The following is a 21,028-nucleotide window of genomic DNA, read 5'->3' as shown; positions in this document are numbered from 1 at the left end:
TGGCCGGGCGGGGCCACGCCGTCCGCCTGTGGACGGACGACGCCACCGCGCTGGGCTGGATGGCCCCTGCCGGCGCACCGGGCGTACAGGTCCTGCCCTGGCCTGCGCAGGCCCCGCCCGACGGCGCGGGCGATGTGGTCATCGAGGCGTTCGGCTGCGAGATTGATCCTGATTTCATAGCATCCATGGCAAATTCCACTAGGGCATCAGGCCAAAAACGCCTTTGGATCAACCTGGAGTACCTCAGCGCCGAAAGCTATGTGGAGCGCAGCCACCGCCTGCCCTCCCTGCTGATGTCGGGCCCCGGCGCGGGCTGCACGCGCTGGTTCTTCTACCCCGGGTTCACCCGCCGCACGGGCGGGCTGTTGCGCGAACCGGGGTTGATGGACCGCCAAGCCGCCTTCGACCGCGCCGGCTGGCGTGCCCGCCATGGCGTGGCGACCGGGGCCTTCGCCGTTTCGCTGTTTTGCTACGAGCCACCCGCCTTGCCTTCGCTGCTCGACCGGTTGCGGCAGCATGCCGGCGCCCATTTACTCGTCACCCCCGGCCGCGCAACGGCAGCCGTCCAGGCGCTGGACAATCAGGACCGAAATGGCCTCCAGCGCAATCAAGACGCCGGCAGTCTGCTATCGATTTCATACCTCGCTCCCTGCCCCCAGCCGGCGTTCGACGAGATGCTGTGGGCCTGCGATTTCAACTGCGTGCGCGGCGAGGACTCGCTGGTGCGCGCCCTGTGGGCCGGCCAGCCCTTCGTGTGGCACATCTATCCCCAGGACGACCAGGCCCACCATGCCAAGCTGCACGCGTTCCTCGACTGGCTCCAGGCGCCGCCTTCGCTGCGGCGTTTCCACGCGCTGTGGAACGGACTCGAACAGGACGGTCCCCTGCCCGCCCTGGACGCCGCCACGCTGCAGGAATGGCGCGCGACCGTGCAGGCGGCGCGCGCACGGCTGCTCGCGCAGGACGATCTGTTGACCCAACTGCTGGGGTTCGTGGCCGAAAAAAGCTAAAATCCACGGTTTTGCGCCAACCCAAGGCGGCACTTTCTGACGAAGTGACCGGCCGGCGCATCCCGCCGCGGAACATGCGCTGGCGCTCGGACCTTGCGCTGCACCCCTCAGGCAGCGCCCGCAGCGCCCTGGCGCGTAGAGCGGCTTCAACCCCAGCCCAGCAATCTGCTATGAAAATCGCTCAAGAAATCCGCGCCGGCAATGTGATCATGCACGGCAAGGACCCGATGGTCGTCCTGAAGACCGAATACGCACGCGGCGGCCGCGGCGCCGCCACGGTCCGCATGAAGCTCAAGAGCCTGATCGGCAACTTCGGCACCGAAAACGTGTTCAAGGCCGACGACAAGATCGACAACGTCATCCTGGACAAGAAGGAGTGCACCTACTCCTACTTTGCCGACCCGATGTACGTTTGCATGGACACCGAATTCAACCAGTACGAAGTCGAAGCCGAGAACATGGGCGACGCACTGAACTACCTGGAAGACGGCATGACCGTCGAAGTGGTGTTCTACGACGGCAAGGCCATCTCGGTCGAACTGCCCACCAGCGTGGAACGCGAAGTCACCTGGACGGAACCCGCCGTCAAGGGCGACACGTCCGGCAAGGTGCTCAAGCCCGCCAAGATCGCCACCGGCTTCGAAGTGCCCGTGCCCCTGTTCGTGAGCCAGGGCGACAAGATCGAAATCGACACCCGCACGGGCGAGTACCGCAAGCGCGTCTGATCGATCCGGATCGAGTTTCGATCCCCAAAGGGCACCCGCTTCGGCCGGTGCCCTTTTTCATTTCCGCTGGGCCAGTCCATGTCATGTGTGCTCGATCAGCATGACCGCCGTCGTCTGAGGCTCCAGCGCTTCGAACACATGCGTTTCATCCGCCGAGTAGCTGGCATAGTCCCCCGGGCCGAGTTCCACCAGATGGCCGACCGGCCCCAGCCGGGCGCGTCCGCTGCACAGGACGACGTGCTCCACCGTGCCCGGCAAGTGGCGCTCGGAAGTCCTGGGTGCGCCGGGCTGGACCGACAGGCGGTAGAGATCGCGCTGCACGCCGGCAGGGCACACCGCCAGCAAAGTCGCCGCGTAGTTCGCCTGCTCCGAAGCCAGCGCCACCCCCTCATGGGCCCGGATGACCTGCACATGGGTTCTGGGCTGGGCGATCAATTGCGTCACCTGCACATCCAGCGCCGTGGCGAGCGCCCAGAGCGTTTCCAGGCTCGGATTGCCGACGCCCGCCTCCAGCTGGGAGAGCGTCGATTTGGCGATGGCCGCCCGTTTGGCGAGTTCGGACACCGACAGGCCAAGGCGCTCGCGCTCGCGGCGCACGGCCACGGCCAACAGGCGGATGGGTGAAGGACTGATAGTCAAGGGATGGTCATCCTATCTCATCAAAAAGAACAATCGTTCGACTTGACGAACGAATGAGGCAAGTTCATCATACCGCTCGTTCGTTCTTTTTAAAGAACGAACCGCTTCCTTCCGATCCCTTGCCCAGGCGACTGGGCAATCCACACAGGCAACGATTCATGCATCCGAAAACGGCAGGGACGCTGAAGATGACCACCGCCATGGTCATCGCCAGCACGGTGGGCTGGCTGGTGCTGCAGACCGGAATGCCTGCCGGCGCAGTGGTCTTCTGGCGCTGCGCGTTCGGTGCCGTGGCGCTGCTGATGCTCTGTCTCCGTCCGGGCCAGCCAGAGCGATGGAACATCGGCCGCAGGCAAGCCGGCATGGCCGCACTGGGCGGCATCGCCCTGGCGGCCAGCTGGGGCCTGCTCTTTGCCGCCTACTCGCACGCATCCATCGCGATTGCCACGGTGACCTACCACACCCAGCCCTTCATGCTCGTGACGCTGGGGGCGCTGTTCTTCGGAGAAAAGCTGACCGCGTCGCAGGCAGGATGGCTGGGCATCGCGTTCGGCGGCCTCGTGCTCATCGTCGTCGGCGGTGGACAGTGGGGCGCGCTGCCCTCCGGCTACCTGGAAGGCGTCGGACTGGCACTGGCCGCCGCGTTCTTCTACGCCATGGCGGCCGCGATCACCAAAAGGCTGAGCGGCGTGCCGCCCCGGCTGATCGTCCTGATCCAGCTGATCGTCGGCACCCTGCTTTTGCTGCCGTTCGCCCAGGCCCCGACGGGCGGATCGACGCTACCCACCTGGGGTTTGCTGCTGGCGATCGGATTCATTCACACGGGCCTGATGTCCACGCTCCTGTACAGCGCCATACAGAAGTTATCGACGTCGATGGTGGGCGTTCTGTCGTTCATCTATCCCATCGTGGCCATCGGGGTGGACGCGTGGGCCTTCGGCCATCGGCTGAGCCCGATGCAGGTCGGTGGCGCCGTCGCCATCCTCATGGCCGTGGCAGGGATGAACTTTGGATGGCGCATGGCCGCACGCCACCCAGCGCCGCGATAGCCACGCGCACGAAGCGTGCGCTGCCGCGCTTCAGCCCATTTCAGGACGATTCACGCAATCTTCAGAGCGCTGCAAGGGGAGTCTTTCCAGAATGGAGCTACCGGAATGCCGACAGGCGCGCACCCCTTGCCAGCATCCAGGCCCGCCATGGCACAGGGGCTTCGGGTGGGCAATTGCCAGGCCTTCCGGCAATGATTTCCTTACATAACACCAGGGAGCCCGCATGCATTCGATCCGCTTTTTTTCGTCCACCACCCCCTTGGCGCTGTCCGCCATGGCCGCGCTGCTCATGGCCCCGGGCCTCAGCCGCACCGCCCACGCCGTGGAATGCCGCGCCATCGCGACCGTGCAGCACAGCGCCGTCTCGGCCAACAACAACGCCGATGGCGGCCACCTCAACCAGCACGTCTTCGGCGCGACACCGCCCCAGGGCTCCAGCCAGCAGGACAAGACGCTGTTCTCCAGCGTGGGAGACTACAGCGCCTTCTGGAACAGCTACCAGGACCCGAAGAAATACAAAGGAAAGGCCGTCAAGTGCTCCGGCACGCATGCACGGCAAAAGGTGACGGTCTACAGCGTGCTGAAGCAAGACCTGATCGGCGGCTTCAACTGCACCGCGGCCAACGCCAACGGCGAATGCACCACCAAGACCAAATCGCAGTTCTCCAACGTTCAGCTCGACTTCGAAAGGGTCGGCAGCAAATGGATTCTGCTGACGGCCTATCCGACCAACTGAGCCGACCAATCAAGCAGGGGGCCGCAGCGGCAGCTTCTGGCGGAAACGGCCTCTCTCAGCCGAACACCGCCGTCACCAGCCAGAGGTTCGCCAGCGAGATCACGGCGAACAGCCCCCAGGCCGCCAGCCGGAGGATCCGTCCGGTGGCAAAGTGGCCCATCACCTCGGGGCTGCTGCTGAACCGGATCAGCGGCCACATCGCGAAGGGCAGCTGAAAGCTCAGCACCACCTGGCTGAGCACCAGCATCTTGCCCACACCCGCATCGCCCAGCCACCACACGCCCACGAAAGCCGGCACCAGCGCCAGGCCCCGCGTGATGAGGCGCCGCTGCCAGCAGGGAATCTTGAGGTCCAGGAATCCTTCCATCACGATCTGCCCGGCGATGGTGCCCGTGAAGGTCGAACTCTGGCCCGAGGCCAGCAGCGCGATGCCGAAGAGCGCGGCCGCGAGGGCGCTGCCCACCAGGGGTTCGATGAGGTGGTAGGCGTCGGCGATGTCGGCCACGTCGCGGTGGCCGCTGTGGTGGAAGGCACTGGCGGCCAGCACCATGATGGCCGCGTTCACCAGCAGCGCGAGCGACAGCGACACCACGGCATCCCAGGTGCAGAAACGAATGGCCTCGCGCCGCGCCGCATCGGTGTCGGCCACCAGCCGGGTCTGCACGATGGACGAGTGCAGGTACAGGTTGTGCGGCATGACCGTGGCGCCCACGATGCCGATGGCCAGGTACAGCGCCCCGGGCTGCTGCAGCCGCTCCAGGCTGGGCACGAAGCCGATCGCCACCTGCGACCAGATCGGCTGCGAGAACGCCAGCTCCACTGCAAAGCACGCAGCGATGGTGGCCACCAGCGCCAGCACGATGGCCTCCACCCGCCGGAACCCCGCGCCCTGCAAGCCCAGCACCAGCACAGTGTCGAAGGCGGTGATGGCGATACCCACCGGAATCGACACGCCGAACAGCAGGTGCAGCGCCAGCGCGCTGCCCAGCACCTCGGCCAAATCGCAGGCCACGATCGCCAGTTCCGCCCCCAGCCAGAGGCACCGGTTCACGGCGGGGGAATAGCGCTCGCGGCACAGCTGGGCCAGGTCCCGGCGCGCCACCAGCCCCAGGCGCACGCACAGGGTCTGCAGCAGCATGGCGGCGAGGCTCGCCAGCAGCACGACGAAGAGCAGCCCGTAGCCGAAGCGCGAGCCGGCCTCGATGTCCGTCGCCCAATTGCCGGGGTCCATGTAGCCCACCGAGACCAGCAGGCCCGGCCCTGCGTAGCGCAGCAGCTTTTTGGAAAACGGGAGGCCAGGGTCCACCTGGACGCTGCCCTTGACTTCGGATGGGCAGAAAGGCGCGGTGGCGGTGCGCGGCAAGGGGAACATGGGCATGGGAGCTCGATGATACGTAGCCCGGTCCCGCAGCAGGCACGCGACGGCATGGCGCCGCGCCTATTGCGCAGATAGACGGCGTGGGGTTGCCATGGCGGCGCGCTCGGACTATGCGGCGAGTGATCAATCGCCGCCATGGCATGGCGCGATGGGCGGTACCTGCCATCAGGCCCGCGCCCGCCGCGGCGACCGCCCGCGCGGGTCCCGCGCCACCTCGGGTCAGATCGGCAGTGCGACCAGGTCGTGTCCCTGCGTGCCGACGATGCGGGCCCGGGTGAACTCGCCCACCTTCATCGTCTTGCTGATCTTCTCAGGCGGCAGCAGGTGCACCACGCCGTCGATCTCGGGCGCATCGGCATAGGTGCGGCCGGTGCCGCCCTTTCTGCCCAGCGCGGGGGCGGAGTCGACCAGCACCTGCATGGTGGCGCCCACGCGGCTGCGCAGCTTGGCGGCGGACACTTCCTCGGCCACGGCCATGAAGCGCGCGCGGCGCTCTTCGCGCAACTCGAGGGGCAGCATGCCGGGCAGTTCATTGGCCACCGCGCCGTTCACGTCGCTGTAGGCGAAGCAGCCTGCACGGTCGATCTGCGCCTCGCGCACGAAGTCCAGGAGGTGCTGGAACTCTTCTTCGGTCTCGCCCGGAAAGCCGGCGATGAAGGTGCTGCGGATGACGATTTCGGGACAGGTCTCGCGCCAGCGCTGGATGCGCTCCAGATTGCGCTCGCCGCTGGCGGGGCGCTTCATGCGCTTGAGCACGTCCGGGTGGCTGTGCTGGAACGGCACGTCCAGGTACGGCAGCACCTTGCCCGTGGCCATGAGGGGGATGACCTCATCGACGCTCGGGTAGGGGTACACGTAGTGCAGGCGCACCCAGGCGCCGTAGGGTTCGGCGATCTCGCCCAGGGTCTGCACCAGCTCCAGCATGCGGGTCTTGACGGGCTTGCCGTCCCAGAAACCCGTGCGGTACTTCACATCGACGCCGAACGCCGAGGTGTCCTGGCTGATGACCAGCAGTTCCTTCACGCCGCCTTCGAACAGAGCCTTGGCCTCGCTCAGCACATCGCCGATGGGACGCGAGACGAGGTCGCCGCGCATGGAGGGGATGATGCAGAAGGTGCAGCGGTGGTTGCAGCCTTCGCTGATCTTGAGGTATGCGTAGTGCTTGGGCGTGAGCTTGATGCCCGCCACACCGAAGCTGCCCGGCACCAGGTCGATGAACGGGTCGTGCGGCTTGGGCAGGTTGAGGTGGACGGCATCCATCACCTCCTGCGTCGCATGGGGGCCGGTGACGGCGAGCACGCTGGGGTGCATTTGCCGCACCAGGTTCCCGCCACCGTCGCCGGACCGTGCACCCAGGCAGCCGGTGACGATGACCTTGCCGTTCTCGGCCAGCGCCTCGCCGATGGTGTCCAGGCTTTCCTTGACCGCGTCGTCGATGAAGCCGCAGGTGTTGACGATGACGAGATCGGCACCTTCGAAAGTCTTGGAGGTCTGGTAGCCCTCGGCACTGAGCTGCGTGAGGATCAGTTCGGAGTCGGTCAGGGCTTTGGGGCAGCCAAGACTGACGAAGCCTACCTTGGGGACCTTCATCGTCTCTGGCGTCGCGATTTCATCGTAAGTATCTGATTTCATTTGGGTTTCGCAGGACGGCCCGGCGGGCAAGATAACCGGACATTGTAAATGAGGCCAGGAATTGACCTCAGCCGCGCTGCATCTCCACCCTTAAAATCATGGGTCGACTCGGCCATCTGCGCACCGGGCATGCGATTCTCCAAAGCCCCCGCATCCCACCCCGGGCGCCGTGATCACGCGCTGGCGCCACGCTTCACGGCAGGGGCAGGGGCAGGGAGTGTGTCGAGTGGCATGCCGGTGTGCCCGGGGCTCAAAGGGCCTGGGGGAGGTAGACCGGACGCGGCGCTGTCAGGCCCTGCCTCACCTGCTGGGTGAGCACGTCGGCCAATACCTCATCGGCGCCGGCCTCCAGTCCGTCGAGTGCACGCTGCACGATCTCCTCGGCGCTGCTTTTCGGGACCTCGAAGCCCCGCGTGAGGTCAGTGTCCACATACGCCATGTGCAGGCCCAGCACCTGGGTCTTCTGCCCGGCCAGCTCATGGCGCAGTGCGTTGGTCAAAGACCACGCCGCCGACTTGCTGGCCGAATAAGCGGCCAGCTCGCCACCATTGACCCACGATGCCACCGACAGAACGTTGAGCAGTGCGCCACCGCCATTCGCCTGGAGCACGGGCGCAAACGCCTTGCTCACGTTCAGCACACCAAAAAAGTTCGTTTCAAAAATGCGGCGCGCCACCGCGTCGCTGTCCTGCGCCAGAAAGCCGCCCGGCTGGGCGATGCCCGCGTTGTTGATCACCAGGTTCACGTCGGCGGCCTGCTGTGCCGCAGCAGCGATCTCTTCGGGCTTGGTGACGTCGAGCCGCAGGGCGTGCACGCCGGGCAAGGTGACGGTGGCGGCGTCGCGCGCGGCGGCGTAAACCTTGCGAGCACCGCGCGCAAGCAGTTCGCGCGCGAAGGCCAGGCCGATGCCGCGGTTGGCGCCCGTGACGAGGACGACGGAGTTTTCAAGGTGCATAGGGAGCTCCAAAGGGTTGGACTGGTATTTCAAATGACGATCGTCATATTTACGGACGTGCGATGTCGTTCCAATGGAACGGCTCATCGGACCTTGATGACCACCTTGCCCTTGGCTCGGCCGCTTTCGACGTAGGCCAGGGCATCGTTGGTGGATTCGAAGGGGAAGACCTGGTCGATCACGGGGCGGATGGCGCCCGATTCGACCAGCGGCGTGATCTGCCGCAACTGGCTGCCGCTGGCCTTCATGAAAAGGAATGCATAGGCGACATCGAGGCGCCGGGCCTGCCTGCGGGCGCCAGAGCTGAGGGCGCGCATCACCTGCTTCACCCACCATGGGGCATGGATGTCTTCGGCGAACCGGGGGTCCGGTGGCCCTGAGATGGAAACGAGGGTTCCGCCCGGCTTGAGCACGCCCAGGGACTTCGCCAGGGCCTTGCCGTCCTGGCTGTTCAGCACCACGTCGTAGCCGCTCAGGTGGTCTTCAAAGGCCTCGTTCTTGTAGTCGATGACCACATCTGCGCCCAGGCGTTTCACCAGAGCGACGTTGCCGGTGCTGGTGGTGGTGGCAACCGTCGCGCCCAGGTGCTTGGCCAACTGGATGGCAAACGTGCCCACGCCCCCGGAGCCTGCCTGGATGAAAACCTTCTGCCCCTTCTTGAGCTCTGCCTTTTCGACCAGCGCCTGCCAAGCCGTCAAGCCCACCAGGGGGATGGATGCAGCCTCTTCCATGGTGAGGTTCCTGGGCTTCATCGCCACCGAGTCTTCCTTCACGGCCACGAATTCGGCGAACGTGCCGATGCGCAAGTCATCGGGCCGGGCGTACACCTCGTCGCCCGCCTTGAACTGGCGGACACGCGGTCCGACACGCACCACCACGCCGGCCACATCGTGCCCCAGGACGAACGGTGCGCGATACGGCAGGATGAGTTTGAACTCGCCATTTCGGATCTTGGCATCCAGCAGGTTCACCGCGGCCGCGTGAACCTGGATCAGCATCTCGTCGTCACGCAAGTCCGGCTCAGGCACGTCGGCGGCGCGCAAGCGCTCTTTTTTCCCATAGCGGTCCAGGATGAAAGCTTTCATGGGGTTCCCTTTTTGCAAGCAGAGCAGGCGACGAACCTGGCAGCATTGGCTGACAGGCATTTTGGAATGATGGTCATCATATTTATGAGTAAAAAAAAAGCCCGGTGATCTCACGCACCGGACGGGGCCAGACTCTTCAACGCGGCGCTGCACAGCGACTCCGACAGCGCCGAGTCATCGACGGCACGGGCCAGCACCAACGTGCCCACCATGGTGGCCACGGTCACCAACGCGCGCTCGTGGGCGCCAGGCTGTCCCCAATCGGGCGACTGACGGGCCACCAGATCGATCATCTCCTTGATGCGGAGCGTGGCCGCGCGACGCACTTCGGGCGATTGGCGCGGCATCTCGGAGCCCAGGGCGGACACCGGGCAGCCTGTCTCGATAGCCGCCAGATGCTCTTTGGACAGATAGACCTGCATCAGCGCTTGCAAGGACTGCTCTGGCGGCACGGCTGCGACGATGCGCGCAGCGGCGGCGTTGGCTTCGGCTCCGGCACGGTCTGCCGCTTCGGCCAGCATGGCTTCGCGAGACTCGAAATGGGCATAGAACGCACCGTGCGTCAAACCCGCCTCTTTCATGATGTCGGCCACGCCGGTGCCGTCATAGCCGCTGCGACGGATGGCACGCGCAGCGGCCTGCACGATGCGCTCGTGCGAAGCCTCTTTGGCAGCAGTTCGGCCATTGGTCTTTTCTTTTCGCATGACGGCCATCATACATTTTGTTTGCCCATCGCGCCCTGGCAGGTGAAAAGCGGCCGGATGCACAGGGTCAGCACCCCGGGCCGACAGGAGCGGAAGTTTCCCGCTGTGCATAGAACTGAAGCAGGACTTCCACGGGATGCCGCAGACGCCGGTCGTCCATCCGCTTGGCCTGGCTGCGGCAGGAATATCCGGTGGCCAGGAACTCCGTCTGTCGCGCCGGCTCGGCGTTCAATATCGGACCCCACGATTGGGAGTAGATGAGGCGCGAGGTCTGCACATTCAGGCTTTCGTGTCCGTAGGTTCCCGACATGCCGCAGCAACCACTGGCCCGCGGACTGAGCTTCAAACCGACACGGGCGAACACCTGGGGCCACAGCGCTGCGGCGGCGGGGGCGGTCGTTTTTTCGGTGCAGTGGTTCAGCAGCTGAAAGTCCCCCGGAAGAGATTCCGACGCCCGCGCGGGCAGCGCCTCCAGCAGCCATTCCTGCGCAAGCAGAACGCGCGGCGGCTTTTGCAAAAACGGCAGCTTCGCGTATTCCTGGCGGTACACGAGCGTCATGGCAGGATCGAGACCGACCAGCGGCACGCCACACGACGCCAGAGCGCCAAGCATCTCCGCGTTTTTGAACGCCGTTCGATCGAAGGCCTGCAGAAAGCCCAGCACATGAAGCGGCTTGCCGTTCGGCATGAATGGGGCCAGCCAGACCGTGTACCCCAGCCGGGACGCCAACTCGATGAACGCGGAAAATACGGGCGTCTCGAAATAACGCGTGAACGCGTCCTGCACCAGGATCACGGACCGGGCGTGTTGCGCGTCCGTCAGCGCGGCCAGCAACGATGGCGTTGCACAGCGCACGCCCCAACGGCTCAACGTGGCCTGAAAGTCGAAGCGGCTGAGCAACGGGCTGTCCACCATGCCCGCATGGCGCTCGAGCATCCGGCGCACCAGCGTGTTGGACATGGCACCGTTGTAGAGCCGTGGAAGGCGTGCCAGATACGGAACGCTGAATTCGAGCGAGCCAATGAGGTAGTCCTTCAACGGCCTTCCATACCGCGTGTGATAAAGCGCCAGAAAGCGCGACCGAAATTCAGGAACGTTGACCTTGACAGGGCACTGCCCCGCGCACGACTTGCACGCCAGGCAACCGGACATCGCCTCATACACCTCATGGGAAAAGTCGCGGGAGCGACCCGTTCCGTTGGTTGCGCGTTCGCGGCGGTTGCGCCAGCGCCTGGCCAATCCGGCCAGGAACGAGGGTTGCCGCGCAGCCACCGCCAGAACATCCACCCCCGCATGGCCCTGCAGGCGCAGCCACTCGCGCAGCAGCGAGGCACGTCCTTTCGGAGAGTGCCTGCGTTCGCGCGTGGCCTTCCATGACGGACACATCGCGTCGTCCGGATCGAAGTTGTAGCAAGCGCCATTGCCGTTGCAATGGACGGCGCTGGCAAAGCTCTGCCACACCCGCTCATCGATCTGGCGATCGGCGTCGGCACGCAACGGCACTTCATCGATGCGCAGCAGCCGGGCACTCTGGCCTGCGGGCGTGGCAATCTTTCCCGGGTTGAGCTGGTTGTGCGGATCGAATGCCGCCTTGAGCGCCTGCAATGCGCCATACAGGGGGCCGAAATACTTCGGCGCGTATTCGGAACGGACTCCCTTGCCGTGCTCGCCCCAGAGCACGCCACCGTATTTCAGGGTCAGCCCGGCGACCTCGTCGGAAATGGTTCGGATCAGCGCCGCATGGGCGGGGTTCTTCAGGTCCAGGGCGGGCCGGACGTGCAGCACACCCGCATCCACGTGGCCGAACATGCCATAGCTCAGCCCATGGCGGTCCAGCAATGCCCTGAACTCTTCGATGTAGTCGGCGAGCTTCTCTGGCGGCACGGCCGTGTCTTCGACGAAAGGCTGGGGCCGGGCCTCACCCTGCACGTTGCCCAGCAAGCCGACGGCGCGCTTGCGCATGGCATAGACCTTGTCGACGGCCGTGCGGCCCGATGCAATGGTGTGACCGATGCGGCTCACCGTGGGGTTGCGGGCGAGGTGCCCGATGAAGGCCGCCACGCGAGCGCGCACCTCGTCCGCCGAGTCCCCGCAGAATTCGACCAGGTTGATGCCACGCGTCGGTGCCGGGTCGGCCTGGGCAGGGAAGTATTGCGCCACGTCCTGCCAGACGATGTCCTCCATCGCCAGCATCAAGACCCGCGAATCGACCGTCTCGATCGACAACGGGCGATGCTCCATCAACACCCGCGCATCGCGCAGCGCGTCCATGAAACTGGCATAACGCACATTGACCAGCATGGAATGGCGGGGGATGGGCAGCAGGCCGATTTCCGCCTCGACGACGAAGCCCAGCGAGCCTTCCGCCCCACACAAGACGCTGTTGAGGTTGAAGCGACCGCCGGGCTCTTTCAGGTGCGCCAGGTCATAGCCGGTCAGGCAGCGATTGAGCTTGGGAAAGCGCGCCTCGATCAGCTCGGCATGCTCCGTGGCGATCTGGTGCGCGCAGCGCCAGACATCGCCCACCAGGCCGCTTTCCTTCAATCGCAACGGCAGTTCCTCGGCATCCACCGAGCGACTGGCAAACCGCACGCCCCCCAGCAGGACCATGTCCAGCACCTGCACGTGGTCGCGGGTCTTGCCGTAGGTGCAACTGCCCTGGCCGCTGGCGTCGGTGTTGATCATGCCGCCGATCGTGGCGCGGTTGGACGTGGACAGCTCAGGGGCAAAGAACAGCCCGTGCGCCTTCAGCGCCGCATTCAACTGGTCCTTGACGACGCCGGCCTGCACCCGTGCCACCCGGCGCACGGGATCGATCCACAGGATCTGGTTGAGATGCCGGGAGAGATCCACGGCGATGCCCCCGGTGAGGGATTGCCCGTTGGTGCCCGTGCCCCCGCCCCGCGGAGAAACCACCACCCGCCGGTGTTCCGGCCTGGCGAGCAGCTTCGCGAGTGTTTCGACGTCCGCGGCATCCCGTGGGAAGACCACGGCCTGGGGCAGCCGCTGATAGATCGAGTTGTCTGTGGCCAGAACGGTGCGGTCCGCGTATTGCGATGTGATTTCGCCCCGGAAACCCTCGGTGGCCAATGCCTGAAGAAAACGCGGGTAGTCGCCGTCCAGCGGCGCCGGGGCGGGAATGATTGCAATCAATTTCAGGTCCTGCAATGACGAAAAGAATCGCCCTGCCCCGCGTGGCCCGTCAAGCGTTGAACGCGGCGCTTCGAGAGGGCGAGAGGGCGCGGGAGCGGTGGCCTCGACAGGCTGGGTACGAACGGGCCTCACGCCAAAGCCCACCTTACGGCTCAGTCGGCTTTGAGCCGTCCCTGCTTGACCATTCGCGTGGCCAAAGCGACTTCGCCACTCACCAGCCGTTGCAGCGCAGCCCCACCCTCCCCCACCGGCTCGCTGCCCAGATCCCGGATCACGTTGGTGAACTCCGGCTGGGCCACCGATTTGGTCATCCATTCATGCAGGCTGGCAACGCTGGCGGAAGGCGTCGCCTTGGGCGCGAAGACCCCGACGAAGGTGGTCGCATCGAACCCCGGCAAGCCCAGCTGGGCCTGCGTCGGCACGCTCGCGAGCAGCCCGCCCGCCTGCGGTCCCAGCACCATCACCGCGCGGAGCGCGCCACCCTTGATGTGCGGGGTGGAACTGGTGATCTGGTCGATCACCGCGTCGATCTGGCCGCCCATCAGGTCCACCAGCGCCGGCCCCGATCCTTTGTAGGGCACCGCATTGACCTGGGCCTGGGCGGAATCCTCGAACTGGAGCAACGCCAGGTGGTTGGGAGAGCCCGGCCCCGCATGGCCGACCGTCACGCCCTGGCTCGTGGACTTCACCGCCTTGATGAAATCGGCCGCGGTCTTGAACCGTGGGTCGTTGGCACGCACGACCACGACGACCGGTGTGCGGCTGAGCACCGCCACCGGCACCAGGCTGTCGGCCTTGTAAGGCGTTTTGATGATCTCCGGAAGGGTGCCCAGTTGCCCCGGCGTTGCCACCAGCAAGGTGTGCCCATCGGCCTCGGCCCGCGCCACCGTGCTCGTGCCGACGGCACCCCCGCCGCCCGCGCGGTTGTCCACGATCACGGACTGCCCGACCCACTTGGTCAACGGCACGCCCAGCGAGCGCGCGACGATGTCCACATTCCCGCCGGGCGCGAAGGGCACCACCAGCGTGATCGGTTTCCAGGGAAAGCGGTTCTGGGCCCCGGACGGGACAGCCATGGAACATGCCGCGAGCGATGCGGCGCCTTGCAAGAAGCCTCTGCGGCTGGATGGTGGATTGAACATGCCATGTCTCCTTTTAGAAAAATCAGTCTTCCCAATAAAGCCGGGTCGGGTTGTCGACCAGCGCCTTGCGCCTGATTTCCTCGGGAAACCAGTGGGTGATGAGGCCTGCCAGTTCCGCGCTGGCGATGGACGTGGCGTCGATGCCAGGGTGCGGCCAGTCCGATCCCCAGACGATGCGGTGGGGATTGGCCTGCACCAGGCTGTGCGCCAGTGGCAGCACGGCAGGGTCCACGCCGGACGCCGCCGCAGAGATCCGGTAGGCGCCCGAGAACTTGACCCAGGCGCACCCTTCCCGCATCAGGCTCCGCAGGCTCCGGATGCCCCGGCTGTCGATGTCGCTGCAGTCCGAGGGATGGCCGAAGTGGTCCACCACCACGGTCATGCCGCTCTCGGCGAGGCCCTGGACGAGGCGGATGTCTTCATCGATGTCGACGAGCAACTGGATGTGCCAGCCCAGCCCTTTCACCCGATCGGCAATCGACTGCACGCTGGCGATGGAAACCCCCCCGCTGAACAGCGCATTGCATCTCGCGCCCCGAACGCCCAGCCGGTGAAGTTCCTCCATCTCGGTGTCCGGCGTGTCTTCGAAGATCACCGCCACGCCGCGCATGCTGCCCGCGGCGGCGTCGCCCAATGTCCGCTTCAAGAGCGAGTGGTCGCGCCCGTACACGCTGGGCTGCACCAGAACGCACCGGTCCATTCCCAAAGGGCGGTAGGCAGACCAGTACTGCTCGATCGTGGCGGATGGCGGGGTGTAGGCACGCTCGGCGATGAATGGAAATTCGCCGGGGGATCCGAAGACGTGCAGGTGCGTGTCGCACGCCCCTTGCGGAAAGACTCTTTCTGTTGCACCGGGCAGCGCCTGATGGGCTGCGCCGTGGCGGTTTGTGATGGGCATGGATTCCAGACGGTCGGGTTGAACTGCTGACCGGATTGTTTTTGCCGCAGTGGTGGTTAGTCAAATTCATTACCATCATCATCAAGATGAACCAGATTCAACCCACTACCCATCAGGACCGCGCGGTCGTCAACCTGCGCAAGATCGATCTCAACCTGCTGGTGATGTTCGAGGCGCTGGTGGAGGAGCGCAGCGTGGCCAAGGCAGCGGCCCGGATCAATCTGACCTCTTCCGCCGTCAGCCACGCACTGCGGCGCCTGCGCGAGCAGTTCAATGACCCGTTGATGCTGCGCACGGCAGAGGGCATGGTTCCCACCCCGGAGGCCGTTCGCCTGGCGACGCGTTTCCGCAAGGCTTTCAGCGAAATCGAGAACGCCATCGGCGTGGCCGGCTCGTTTGATCCCGCAACGGCGCGCAGAACGTTTCTTCTGCGCGTGTCCGACTACGTGGGGGTCCTCTTGCTACCGCGCCTGTGCACCGAGCTGCGTTCCGTGGCGCCCGGCATCAGCCTGTCGGTGCAGTCATTCGAGATGCGCCAGCCTTCGGACCGCGTCGAGTACGAAGGGGTGGAAATCAGGCTCTCGGTGTCGCGGGGGCACTCCGTTCTCTCGGCCTCGCGGCGCATCCTGGATGACCGCTGGATGGTGCTCATGAGAAAGGACCACCCTGCCGCCTCCACCCCGCTCACGCTGGAAAAGTACCTCGAACTGGGGCACCTCAAGGTGTCGGGGGTGGGCAGCAACATCCTGGACGAACTGCTGGCCGAACGCGGCCTGGCACGCCGGGTCATGGTGCAGGTGCCTACGTGGCAGGGCATGGTGCCGGTGATCGAATCCACCGATCTGATCGCAGCGATGCCGGCGCACTGGATGGACAGCGTGCTTTCCGGATCGAACTGCGTTGCCTTCCCCATGCCGTTGCCGGAACTGGCGCTGTCCATCGACGCCGTCTGGCATCCCCGCAACGACCACGATCCGGGGCACAAGTGGTTCAGGGAACTGATCCACCGGATCTTCCAGGACGCCCACCGCAAATCCCGCGTGCAGGACTGACGGCGCGCCGCGGCGCTCGGCAAAGCCCGTGCGTGGGTGAAGCGGCCGCACTGGCCCGGGGACGACTCCCGCTCCCAGGCCCTCGCCCGGGCTCTGGGGCCTGCCTTCAGCGCTTGATGCCGAAGGCGCCGAGCATCTGCTCGGTCTGCTTTTGCATCTGCTCCTGCATCTGCGTGAAGATGGCCTGCGACTGGTCCACGTAGCTGCCCATGATGCCCTTGAACATGGGCGACTGCAGGTTCATGAACTGCGACCACATTTCGGGCGTGATGCCCTTGGACTGCTCGGCCATCTTGGCCTGGATGTCGGTGAACACCTGCACGTTCTTTTCCAGGTAGGCGCCCATGAAGCCCTGCATGGCGTGGCCGTAGAAACGGATGATGTTGGCCAGCACGGCCTCGGTGAACATGGGCGCGCCGCCGGCTTCCTCTTCCAGAATGATCTGCAGCAGGATGCTGCGCGTGAGGTCTTCGCTGGTCTTGGCATCGCGCACCACGACCTGCTCGCCCGCCATCACGAGTTGCTTGACCTCGGCCAGGGTGATGTAGGTGGAGGTGGAGGTGTCGTACAGCCGGCGGTTGGGGTACTTCTTGATGATCCTCTGCTGTGCGGTCGAGGGGGTTGGGGGGGACGTGGTTTCTGGCACAGCGGGCTCCTGGGGTGCGGGGCACCCATGATTTTGATCGTTTGCAGTGCAACCGATTTTAGGGAGCGCAGCAGCGCGCCCTTTCGCAGGATTACCCTGATGCGGCTTTGCCGCCTTGATCCACGTCAATCCGAGGCGGCGCAGATCGCATAAGATTCGCCGCTGCACCGTTTGCACCCCATCCTTGGAGGCCCCGTGTCCCCCCTTCGCCCTGCTCTGTTAGCGGCCCTGCTCCTGACAGCACAGGCACACGCGCAAACCGACGAACAATGGCTCACGATCCAGGGCTTTCCGGAAGACAAGACGGGTGACTTGGTGCAGATCAACCCCACGCAGATTCCCTGGCAGAACCAGTTCACCATGGAAGTGCGCGTGTCGCGCAGCACCCAGCGCTCCAGCTACCGCAAGCACCCCTACCGCTCGTTCAAGGGCGTGGCCGTGATCGACTGCGGCACGCAAAAGGGGTGGTACCTGGCCCTGAACTACTACGCCGAGCCCGTGTGGCAGGGCCCCGTGACCGCGCGCGAGGAATTCAAGGAAGACGAGGCGCCGGTGTCCTTCGCCGGCATCCCCGGCGAGCCGGCGCGCAAGCTGATCACCGCCTCCTGCAAGAAGCGCTGAGCCGGCACGGCCAACCCCGCTCAGGCCAGCCCGAACGCCGTGCGCAGCGCCCGCGCCGCATCCGCATGCGCCTGGCGGGCTTCCGGGATCGCGCGGCCCATCTTGATGAACTCGTGCGTCACGCCTCGGTAGATCTCCAGATCGACCGCCACGCCGGCGGCGCGCAGCTTGTCGGCATACGCCACGCCTTCGTCCACCAGCGGATCGCATTCGGCCAGCCCGATCCAGGCCGGCGCCACGCCGTCAACGTCGGGCGCGTTCAGCGGGGCGAAGCGCCAGTCGTCGCGGTCCGCGGGCCCGCGCACGTAGTGGCCGAAGAACCAGGTGATCGCGGGCTCCTCCAGCACCAGGCCGTGGGCGAACGCAGCATGCGAGGGCGTGTCTTGGTGGGCTGTGCAGCCGGGGTAGAACAGCAACTGCAGCGCAAGCGGCAGGCCGGCATCGCGCGCCAGGATGGCATTGACGGCCGACAGCGTGCCGCCCGCGCTGTCGCCCCCGACGGCGATGCGCGCCGGGTCGGCGCCCAGTGCATGGGCCTGCGCCGCGAGCCAGGCCAGCGCATCCCACGCATCGTTGGAGGCCGTGGGAAACCGGTGCTCCGGCGCCAGCCGGTAGTCCAGCGACACCACCATGCAGCCCGCCAGGCGCGAAAGCTCCCGGCACAGCACGTCGTGCGTGGCCACGCTGCCGATGGTGAAACCGCCACCGTGCAGGTACAGCAGCACCGGCAGCGGCGCGCCGCGCGTGGGGGCGTACAGGCGGGCCGGCAAGGCATGGCCGTCACGGGCGGGGATGTGCAGGTCTTCCACGCGCTCGAGGGCGGCCTTGGGCACTTCGAGCACGCCGGCACCGGCTTCGTAGGCGGCGCGGGCCTCGGCGGGGGGCAGCGTGTGCAGGGGCGGCCGGCCGGCGCGCTCCATGCGGTCGATGACGCTGCGCATCTGCGGGGTGAGCCGGGCGGTAGATGGGGTGGAAGGTGTCACGGTCGCGGGCCACCCCGTGGGATGGCGGAAAAAGGGCCAAAAGGACAAGGGCCCGATCATCCCGCAACTCGGCCGTGGGCAGGCGGGGCCGGGTTATTCGCCCCGGCCGGCGTTCCCGCCCTCGCTCAACGGCAGCGCATCACCGGAACGTCACGCGCACTGGCGCCGCGCCCGGCAGCCCGTCGAACGTGGCGGTGACCTCCAGCCCCGGCCGCGGCGGCAGCAGCGCGGAGAACGACCCCAGGCTCACGAGATCGCCCGGCTGCAGGGTGATGTCCTCCTTGGCCAGCGCCTCGGCCAGCCAGACGACGGCGTTGAGCGGGTGGCCCAGGATGTCGCTGCCCCTGCCGCCGCCCAGCCGCGCGCCCTGGCCATCGGTGAGCGTCACCGCCATGTTCTGGAGCGCGTCCACCATCGCATAGCGCTCCGCGCGCAGACGCGGCACGGCAATGGGGGCGCCAGCCACGCCCAGCCGCGCCCCCACGTTGATGGCTGCCACGCCGGCCCCGTTGAGCTGGGGCGGCGCCTGCACCAGCAGGTCGGGCAGCTCGATGAAAGGGATGACCTGGTCGATGTGCTCCAGCACCTCCATCGGCGTGCGCGCATGGTTGATGGCGGCGCTCTTGACGCGCACCAGCATGTCGGCCTCGAACAGCGGGCGGGCGCCGAACGCCGCATCCACCACGGCGCCGTCGCGCAGCACCATGCCTTCGTACAGCTTGCCCCACACCGGCTTGTCGGTGCCGAAGCGCTTTTGCACTGCGGGGTTGGTCAGCCCCGCCTTGTAGCCCACCACCCGGCCCAGGCGGTGTGCCAGCAAGGCATTGAACTTGGCGCGCGTGCAGGCGGCATCGGCATCGCTCAGGGGCGGCAGGTTGGCGGCGGGCGTCCTGCCCGAGTAATGGGCGGCCAGTTCGGCCACCTGGACGTCGCTCAGGCATTCGGCCTGGGCGGTTGTCGCACAGGCGACCGCCAGCACGGCGGCGATGAGGGTTTGCTGCATGGCCATGGAAGGCTCCCGGTTGTAGATTGGCTGGCCGGCATGCTAACCACAACCGCGCCCTGGGCGCATCCTCGCAATCCACCATGGCCTTCATCTACTACGTCACCCAGATCCAGTTCGAATTCGGCGCCATCCAGCTCCTGAAACAGGAGTGCAACCGCGTGGGCATCACGCGCCCGCTCGTGGTGACCGACCCCGGCGTGAAAGCCGCCGGCGTGCTGCAGCAAGCGCTGGATGCACTGGCCGGCGTGCCCGTGGCCGTGTTCGACCAGACGCCTTCCAACCCCACCGAAGCGGCCGTGCGCGCCGCCGTGCAGGTGTACCGCGACCACGGTTGCGACGGCCTCATCGCGGTGGGCGGCGGCTCGGCCATCGACTGCGCCAAGGGCATCGCCATCGCGGCCACGCACGAAGGGCCGCTCACGCACTACGCCACCATCGAGGGCGGCTCGCCGCGCATCACCGAGCGCGCCGTGCCGTTGATTGCCGTGCCCACCACCGCCGGCACCGGCAGCGAGGTGGCGCGCGGCGCGATCATCATCGTGGACGACCACCGCAAGCTGGGCTTCCACTCGTGGCACCTGGTGCCCAAGACGGCCATCTGCGACCCGGGCCTGACCCTGGGCCTGCCGCCCGCGCTGACGGCCGCCACCGGCATGGACGCGATCGCGCACTGCATGGAGACCTTCATGTCCTCGGCCTTCAACCCACCGGCCGACGGCATCGCGCTGGAAGGCCTCACGCGCGGCTGGGCGCACATCGAACGCGCCACGCGCGACGGCAGCGACCGCGAGGCCCGCCTGAACATGATGAGCGCGAGCATGCAGGGCGCGATGGCGTTCCAGAAAGGGCTGGGCTGCGTGCATTCGCTGAGTCACAGCCTGGGCGGCGTGAACCCGCGGCTGCACCACGGCACGCTGAACGCGGTGTTCCTGCCCGCCGTGGTGCGCTTCAACGCGCAGGACCCCGCCGTGCAGAAAGACCGGCGCCTGGAACGCATGGCCCACGCCATGGGGCTGGCGTCCGCGGGCGACATCCCCGAGGCCATCCGTGACATGAGCGCGCGGCTGGGGCTGCCCACGGGCCTGGCCGCGATGGGCGTGACCGAGGCGCTGTTCGGCGACGTGATCGAAGGCGCCATGGCCGACCACTGCCACAAGACCAACCCGCGCGAGGCGAGCGTGGACGACTACCGGGCGATGCTCGCCGAATCGATGTGAGCGTTGCGGCCGCGGCGGCCCGCCCTCAAAGCGGCAGGACCGCCGCCGGGTCGGGCCGGCGCAGCCATTCGGCGAACTCGTCGGCCAGCTGGCGGCTGGCCGACGTGGCCGCGCTCCAGGCGCGCACACGGGCGGTCAGGTCGCTGCCGTAGTGCAGAAAATCGTTGCGGTCGGGCAGCTTGGCGTTCGGCAGCGTGCGCACCCAGTCGGGGTGCGGCGACAGCACTACCATGCGGTCCAGCGCGGGCGTGGCGCGGTGGCGCCAGCGCAGGCCCTTGTCCAGCCAGCCGGGCACCACGCTCTGCTGGAAGTGCGGGTACAGCACCAAGGCGCCAGGGGGGTCTGAACGTTTTTGGCCTCCAGCACAATCAACACTAGGGCATATTGCTATATTTT

General features: G+C 66.4%; 19 protein-coding genes and 1 pseudogene. 7 read left to right on the top strand and 13 right to left on the bottom strand.

Features of this window, described 5'->3' with window-relative positions; genetic code table 11:
- Both earP and efp read left to right on the top strand, forming a co-directional pair.
- Nucleotides 1-1,010: elongation factor P maturation arginine rhamnosyltransferase EarP (gene earP, locus AC27IQ_RS08430; protein WP_487089184.1), on the top strand; the 1,010-nt coding region annotated here is incomplete at its 5' end.
- 170 nt (nucleotides 1,011-1,180) lie between these two features.
- Nucleotides 1,181-1,735, top strand: a complete 555-nt coding sequence (efp, locus tag AC27IQ_RS08425; RefSeq protein WP_272552191.1) for an elongation factor P — start codon at nucleotides 1,181-1,183, stop codon at nucleotides 1,733-1,735.
- An 81-nt stretch (nucleotides 1,736-1,816) separates the two neighbouring features.
- Here efp and AC27IQ_RS08420 read toward each other — a convergent pair whose 3' ends face one another.
- The gene (locus AC27IQ_RS08420) at nucleotides 1,817-2,374 is read right to left on the bottom strand and encodes a helix-turn-helix domain-containing protein (RefSeq protein ID WP_487089183.1); all 558 of its coding nucleotides are present in this window, start codon (nucleotides 2,372-2,374) and stop codon (nucleotides 1,817-1,819) included.
- Between the two features lie 158 nt (nucleotides 2,375-2,532).
- Here AC27IQ_RS08420 and AC27IQ_RS08415 point away from each other — a divergent pair, with 158 nt between their 5' ends.
- Nucleotides 2,533-3,423 (top strand): DMT family transporter, encoded by an 891-nt coding sequence (locus AC27IQ_RS08415; RefSeq protein ID WP_487089182.1) that lies wholly within the window; start codon nucleotides 2,533-2,535, stop codon nucleotides 3,421-3,423.
- A 223-nt stretch (nucleotides 3,424-3,646) separates the two neighbouring features.
- Nucleotides 3,647-4,159 carry a hypothetical protein gene (locus AC27IQ_RS08410; protein ID WP_487089181.1) on the top strand — a complete coding sequence of 171 codons (513 nt, stop codon included), beginning with the start codon at nucleotides 3,647-3,649 and terminating at the stop codon, nucleotides 4,157-4,159.
- 55 nt (nucleotides 4,160-4,214) lie between these two features.
- Here the strand turns inward: AC27IQ_RS08410 and AC27IQ_RS08405 are convergent, their stop codons facing one another.
- The 8 genes from AC27IQ_RS08405 to AC27IQ_RS08370 all read right to left on the bottom strand — a co-directional run bounded on the left by AC27IQ_RS08405 (nucleotide 4,215) and on the right by AC27IQ_RS08370 (nucleotide 15,107).
- Nucleotides 4,215-5,531, bottom strand: a complete 1,317-nt coding sequence (locus AC27IQ_RS08405; RefSeq protein ID WP_317358529.1) for an Nramp family divalent metal transporter — start codon at nucleotides 5,529-5,531, stop codon at nucleotides 4,215-4,217.
- Nucleotides 5,532-5,756: 225 nt separating this feature from the next.
- Nucleotides 5,757-7,127, bottom strand: a complete 1,371-nt coding sequence (rimO, locus tag AC27IQ_RS08400) for a 30S ribosomal protein S12 methylthiotransferase RimO (protein WP_284430742.1) — start codon at nucleotides 7,125-7,127, stop codon at nucleotides 5,757-5,759.
- A gap of 292 nt (nucleotides 7,128-7,419) precedes the next feature.
- Nucleotides 7,420-8,124, bottom strand: coding sequence for an SDR family oxidoreductase (locus AC27IQ_RS08395; RefSeq protein WP_284430741.1), 705 nt, complete (start codon nucleotides 8,122-8,124; stop codon nucleotides 7,420-7,422).
- 83 nt (nucleotides 8,125-8,207) lie between these two features.
- On the bottom strand, nucleotides 8,208-9,209 hold the full coding sequence (locus AC27IQ_RS08390) for an NADP-dependent oxidoreductase (protein ID WP_487089180.1): 1,002 nt from the start codon (nucleotides 9,207-9,209) through the stop codon (nucleotides 8,208-8,210).
- Between the two features lie 110 nt (nucleotides 9,210-9,319).
- A complete protein-coding gene (locus AC27IQ_RS08385; RefSeq protein WP_487089179.1) occupies nucleotides 9,320-9,925 on the bottom strand; it encodes a TetR/AcrR family transcriptional regulator in 606 nt (201 codons plus the stop codon).
- 55 nt (nucleotides 9,926-9,980) lie between these two features.
- Nucleotides 9,981-13,064, bottom strand: a complete 3,084-nt coding sequence (ydiJ, locus tag AC27IQ_RS08380; RefSeq protein ID WP_487089185.1) for a D-2-hydroxyglutarate dehydrogenase YdiJ — start codon at nucleotides 13,062-13,064, stop codon at nucleotides 9,981-9,983.
- Between the two features lie 155 nt (nucleotides 13,065-13,219).
- Nucleotides 13,220-14,143, bottom strand: a complete 924-nt coding sequence (locus AC27IQ_RS08375; RefSeq protein WP_487089178.1) for a tripartite tricarboxylate transporter substrate binding protein — start codon at nucleotides 14,141-14,143, stop codon at nucleotides 13,220-13,222.
- Between the two features lie 88 nt (nucleotides 14,144-14,231).
- Nucleotides 14,232-15,107, bottom strand: coding sequence for an amidohydrolase family protein (locus AC27IQ_RS08370; protein WP_487089177.1), 876 nt, complete (start codon nucleotides 15,105-15,107; stop codon nucleotides 14,232-14,234).
- An 86-nt stretch (nucleotides 15,108-15,193) separates the two neighbouring features.
- Here AC27IQ_RS08370 and AC27IQ_RS08365 point away from each other — a divergent pair, with 86 nt between their 5' ends.
- Nucleotides 15,194-16,159, top strand: coding sequence for a LysR family transcriptional regulator (locus AC27IQ_RS08365; protein WP_487089176.1), 966 nt, complete (start codon nucleotides 15,194-15,196; stop codon nucleotides 16,157-16,159).
- Between the two features lie 106 nt (nucleotides 16,160-16,265).
- Here the strand turns inward: AC27IQ_RS08365 and phaR are convergent, their stop codons facing one another.
- On the bottom strand, nucleotides 16,266-16,805 hold the full coding sequence (gene phaR / locus AC27IQ_RS08360) for a polyhydroxyalkanoate synthesis repressor PhaR (protein WP_272568591.1): 540 nt from the start codon (nucleotides 16,803-16,805) through the stop codon (nucleotides 16,266-16,268).
- Between the two features lie 195 nt (nucleotides 16,806-17,000).
- On the opposite strand from phaR, the gene AC27IQ_RS08355 reads away from it, so the two are divergent.
- Nucleotides 17,001-17,426, top strand: a complete 426-nt coding sequence (locus tag AC27IQ_RS08355; protein WP_284398593.1) for a surface-adhesin E family protein — start codon at nucleotides 17,001-17,003, stop codon at nucleotides 17,424-17,426.
- Between the two features lie 20 nt (nucleotides 17,427-17,446).
- On the opposite strand, the gene AC27IQ_RS08350 is transcribed toward AC27IQ_RS08355, so the two are convergent.
- Both AC27IQ_RS08350 and AC27IQ_RS08345 read right to left on the bottom strand, forming a co-directional pair.
- Nucleotides 17,447-18,367 carry an alpha/beta hydrolase gene (locus AC27IQ_RS08350; protein ID WP_284412477.1) on the bottom strand — a complete coding sequence of 307 codons (921 nt, stop codon included), beginning with the start codon at nucleotides 18,365-18,367 and terminating at the stop codon, nucleotides 17,447-17,449.
- 181 nt (nucleotides 18,368-18,548) lie between these two features.
- Nucleotides 18,549-19,418, bottom strand: a complete 870-nt coding sequence (locus tag AC27IQ_RS08345; protein ID WP_284426317.1) for a 2-keto-4-pentenoate hydratase — start codon at nucleotides 19,416-19,418, stop codon at nucleotides 18,549-18,551.
- Between the two features lie 77 nt (nucleotides 19,419-19,495).
- Here AC27IQ_RS08345 and AC27IQ_RS08340 point away from each other — a divergent pair, with 77 nt between their 5' ends.
- Nucleotides 19,496-20,632 carry an iron-containing alcohol dehydrogenase gene (locus AC27IQ_RS08340; protein WP_487089175.1) on the top strand — a complete coding sequence of 379 codons (1,137 nt, stop codon included), beginning with the start codon at nucleotides 19,496-19,498 and terminating at the stop codon, nucleotides 20,630-20,632.
- 25 nt (nucleotides 20,633-20,657) lie between these two features.
- Here AC27IQ_RS08340 and AC27IQ_RS08335 read toward each other — a convergent pair.
- Nucleotides 20,658-21,028 (bottom strand): annotated as a pseudogene (locus AC27IQ_RS08335) (phospholipase); the annotation flags it as partial.

The organism is Acidovorax sp. KPB24-07 (assembly GCF_057543315.1).
This window is presented reverse-complemented; position numbering and strand designations above follow the sequence as displayed.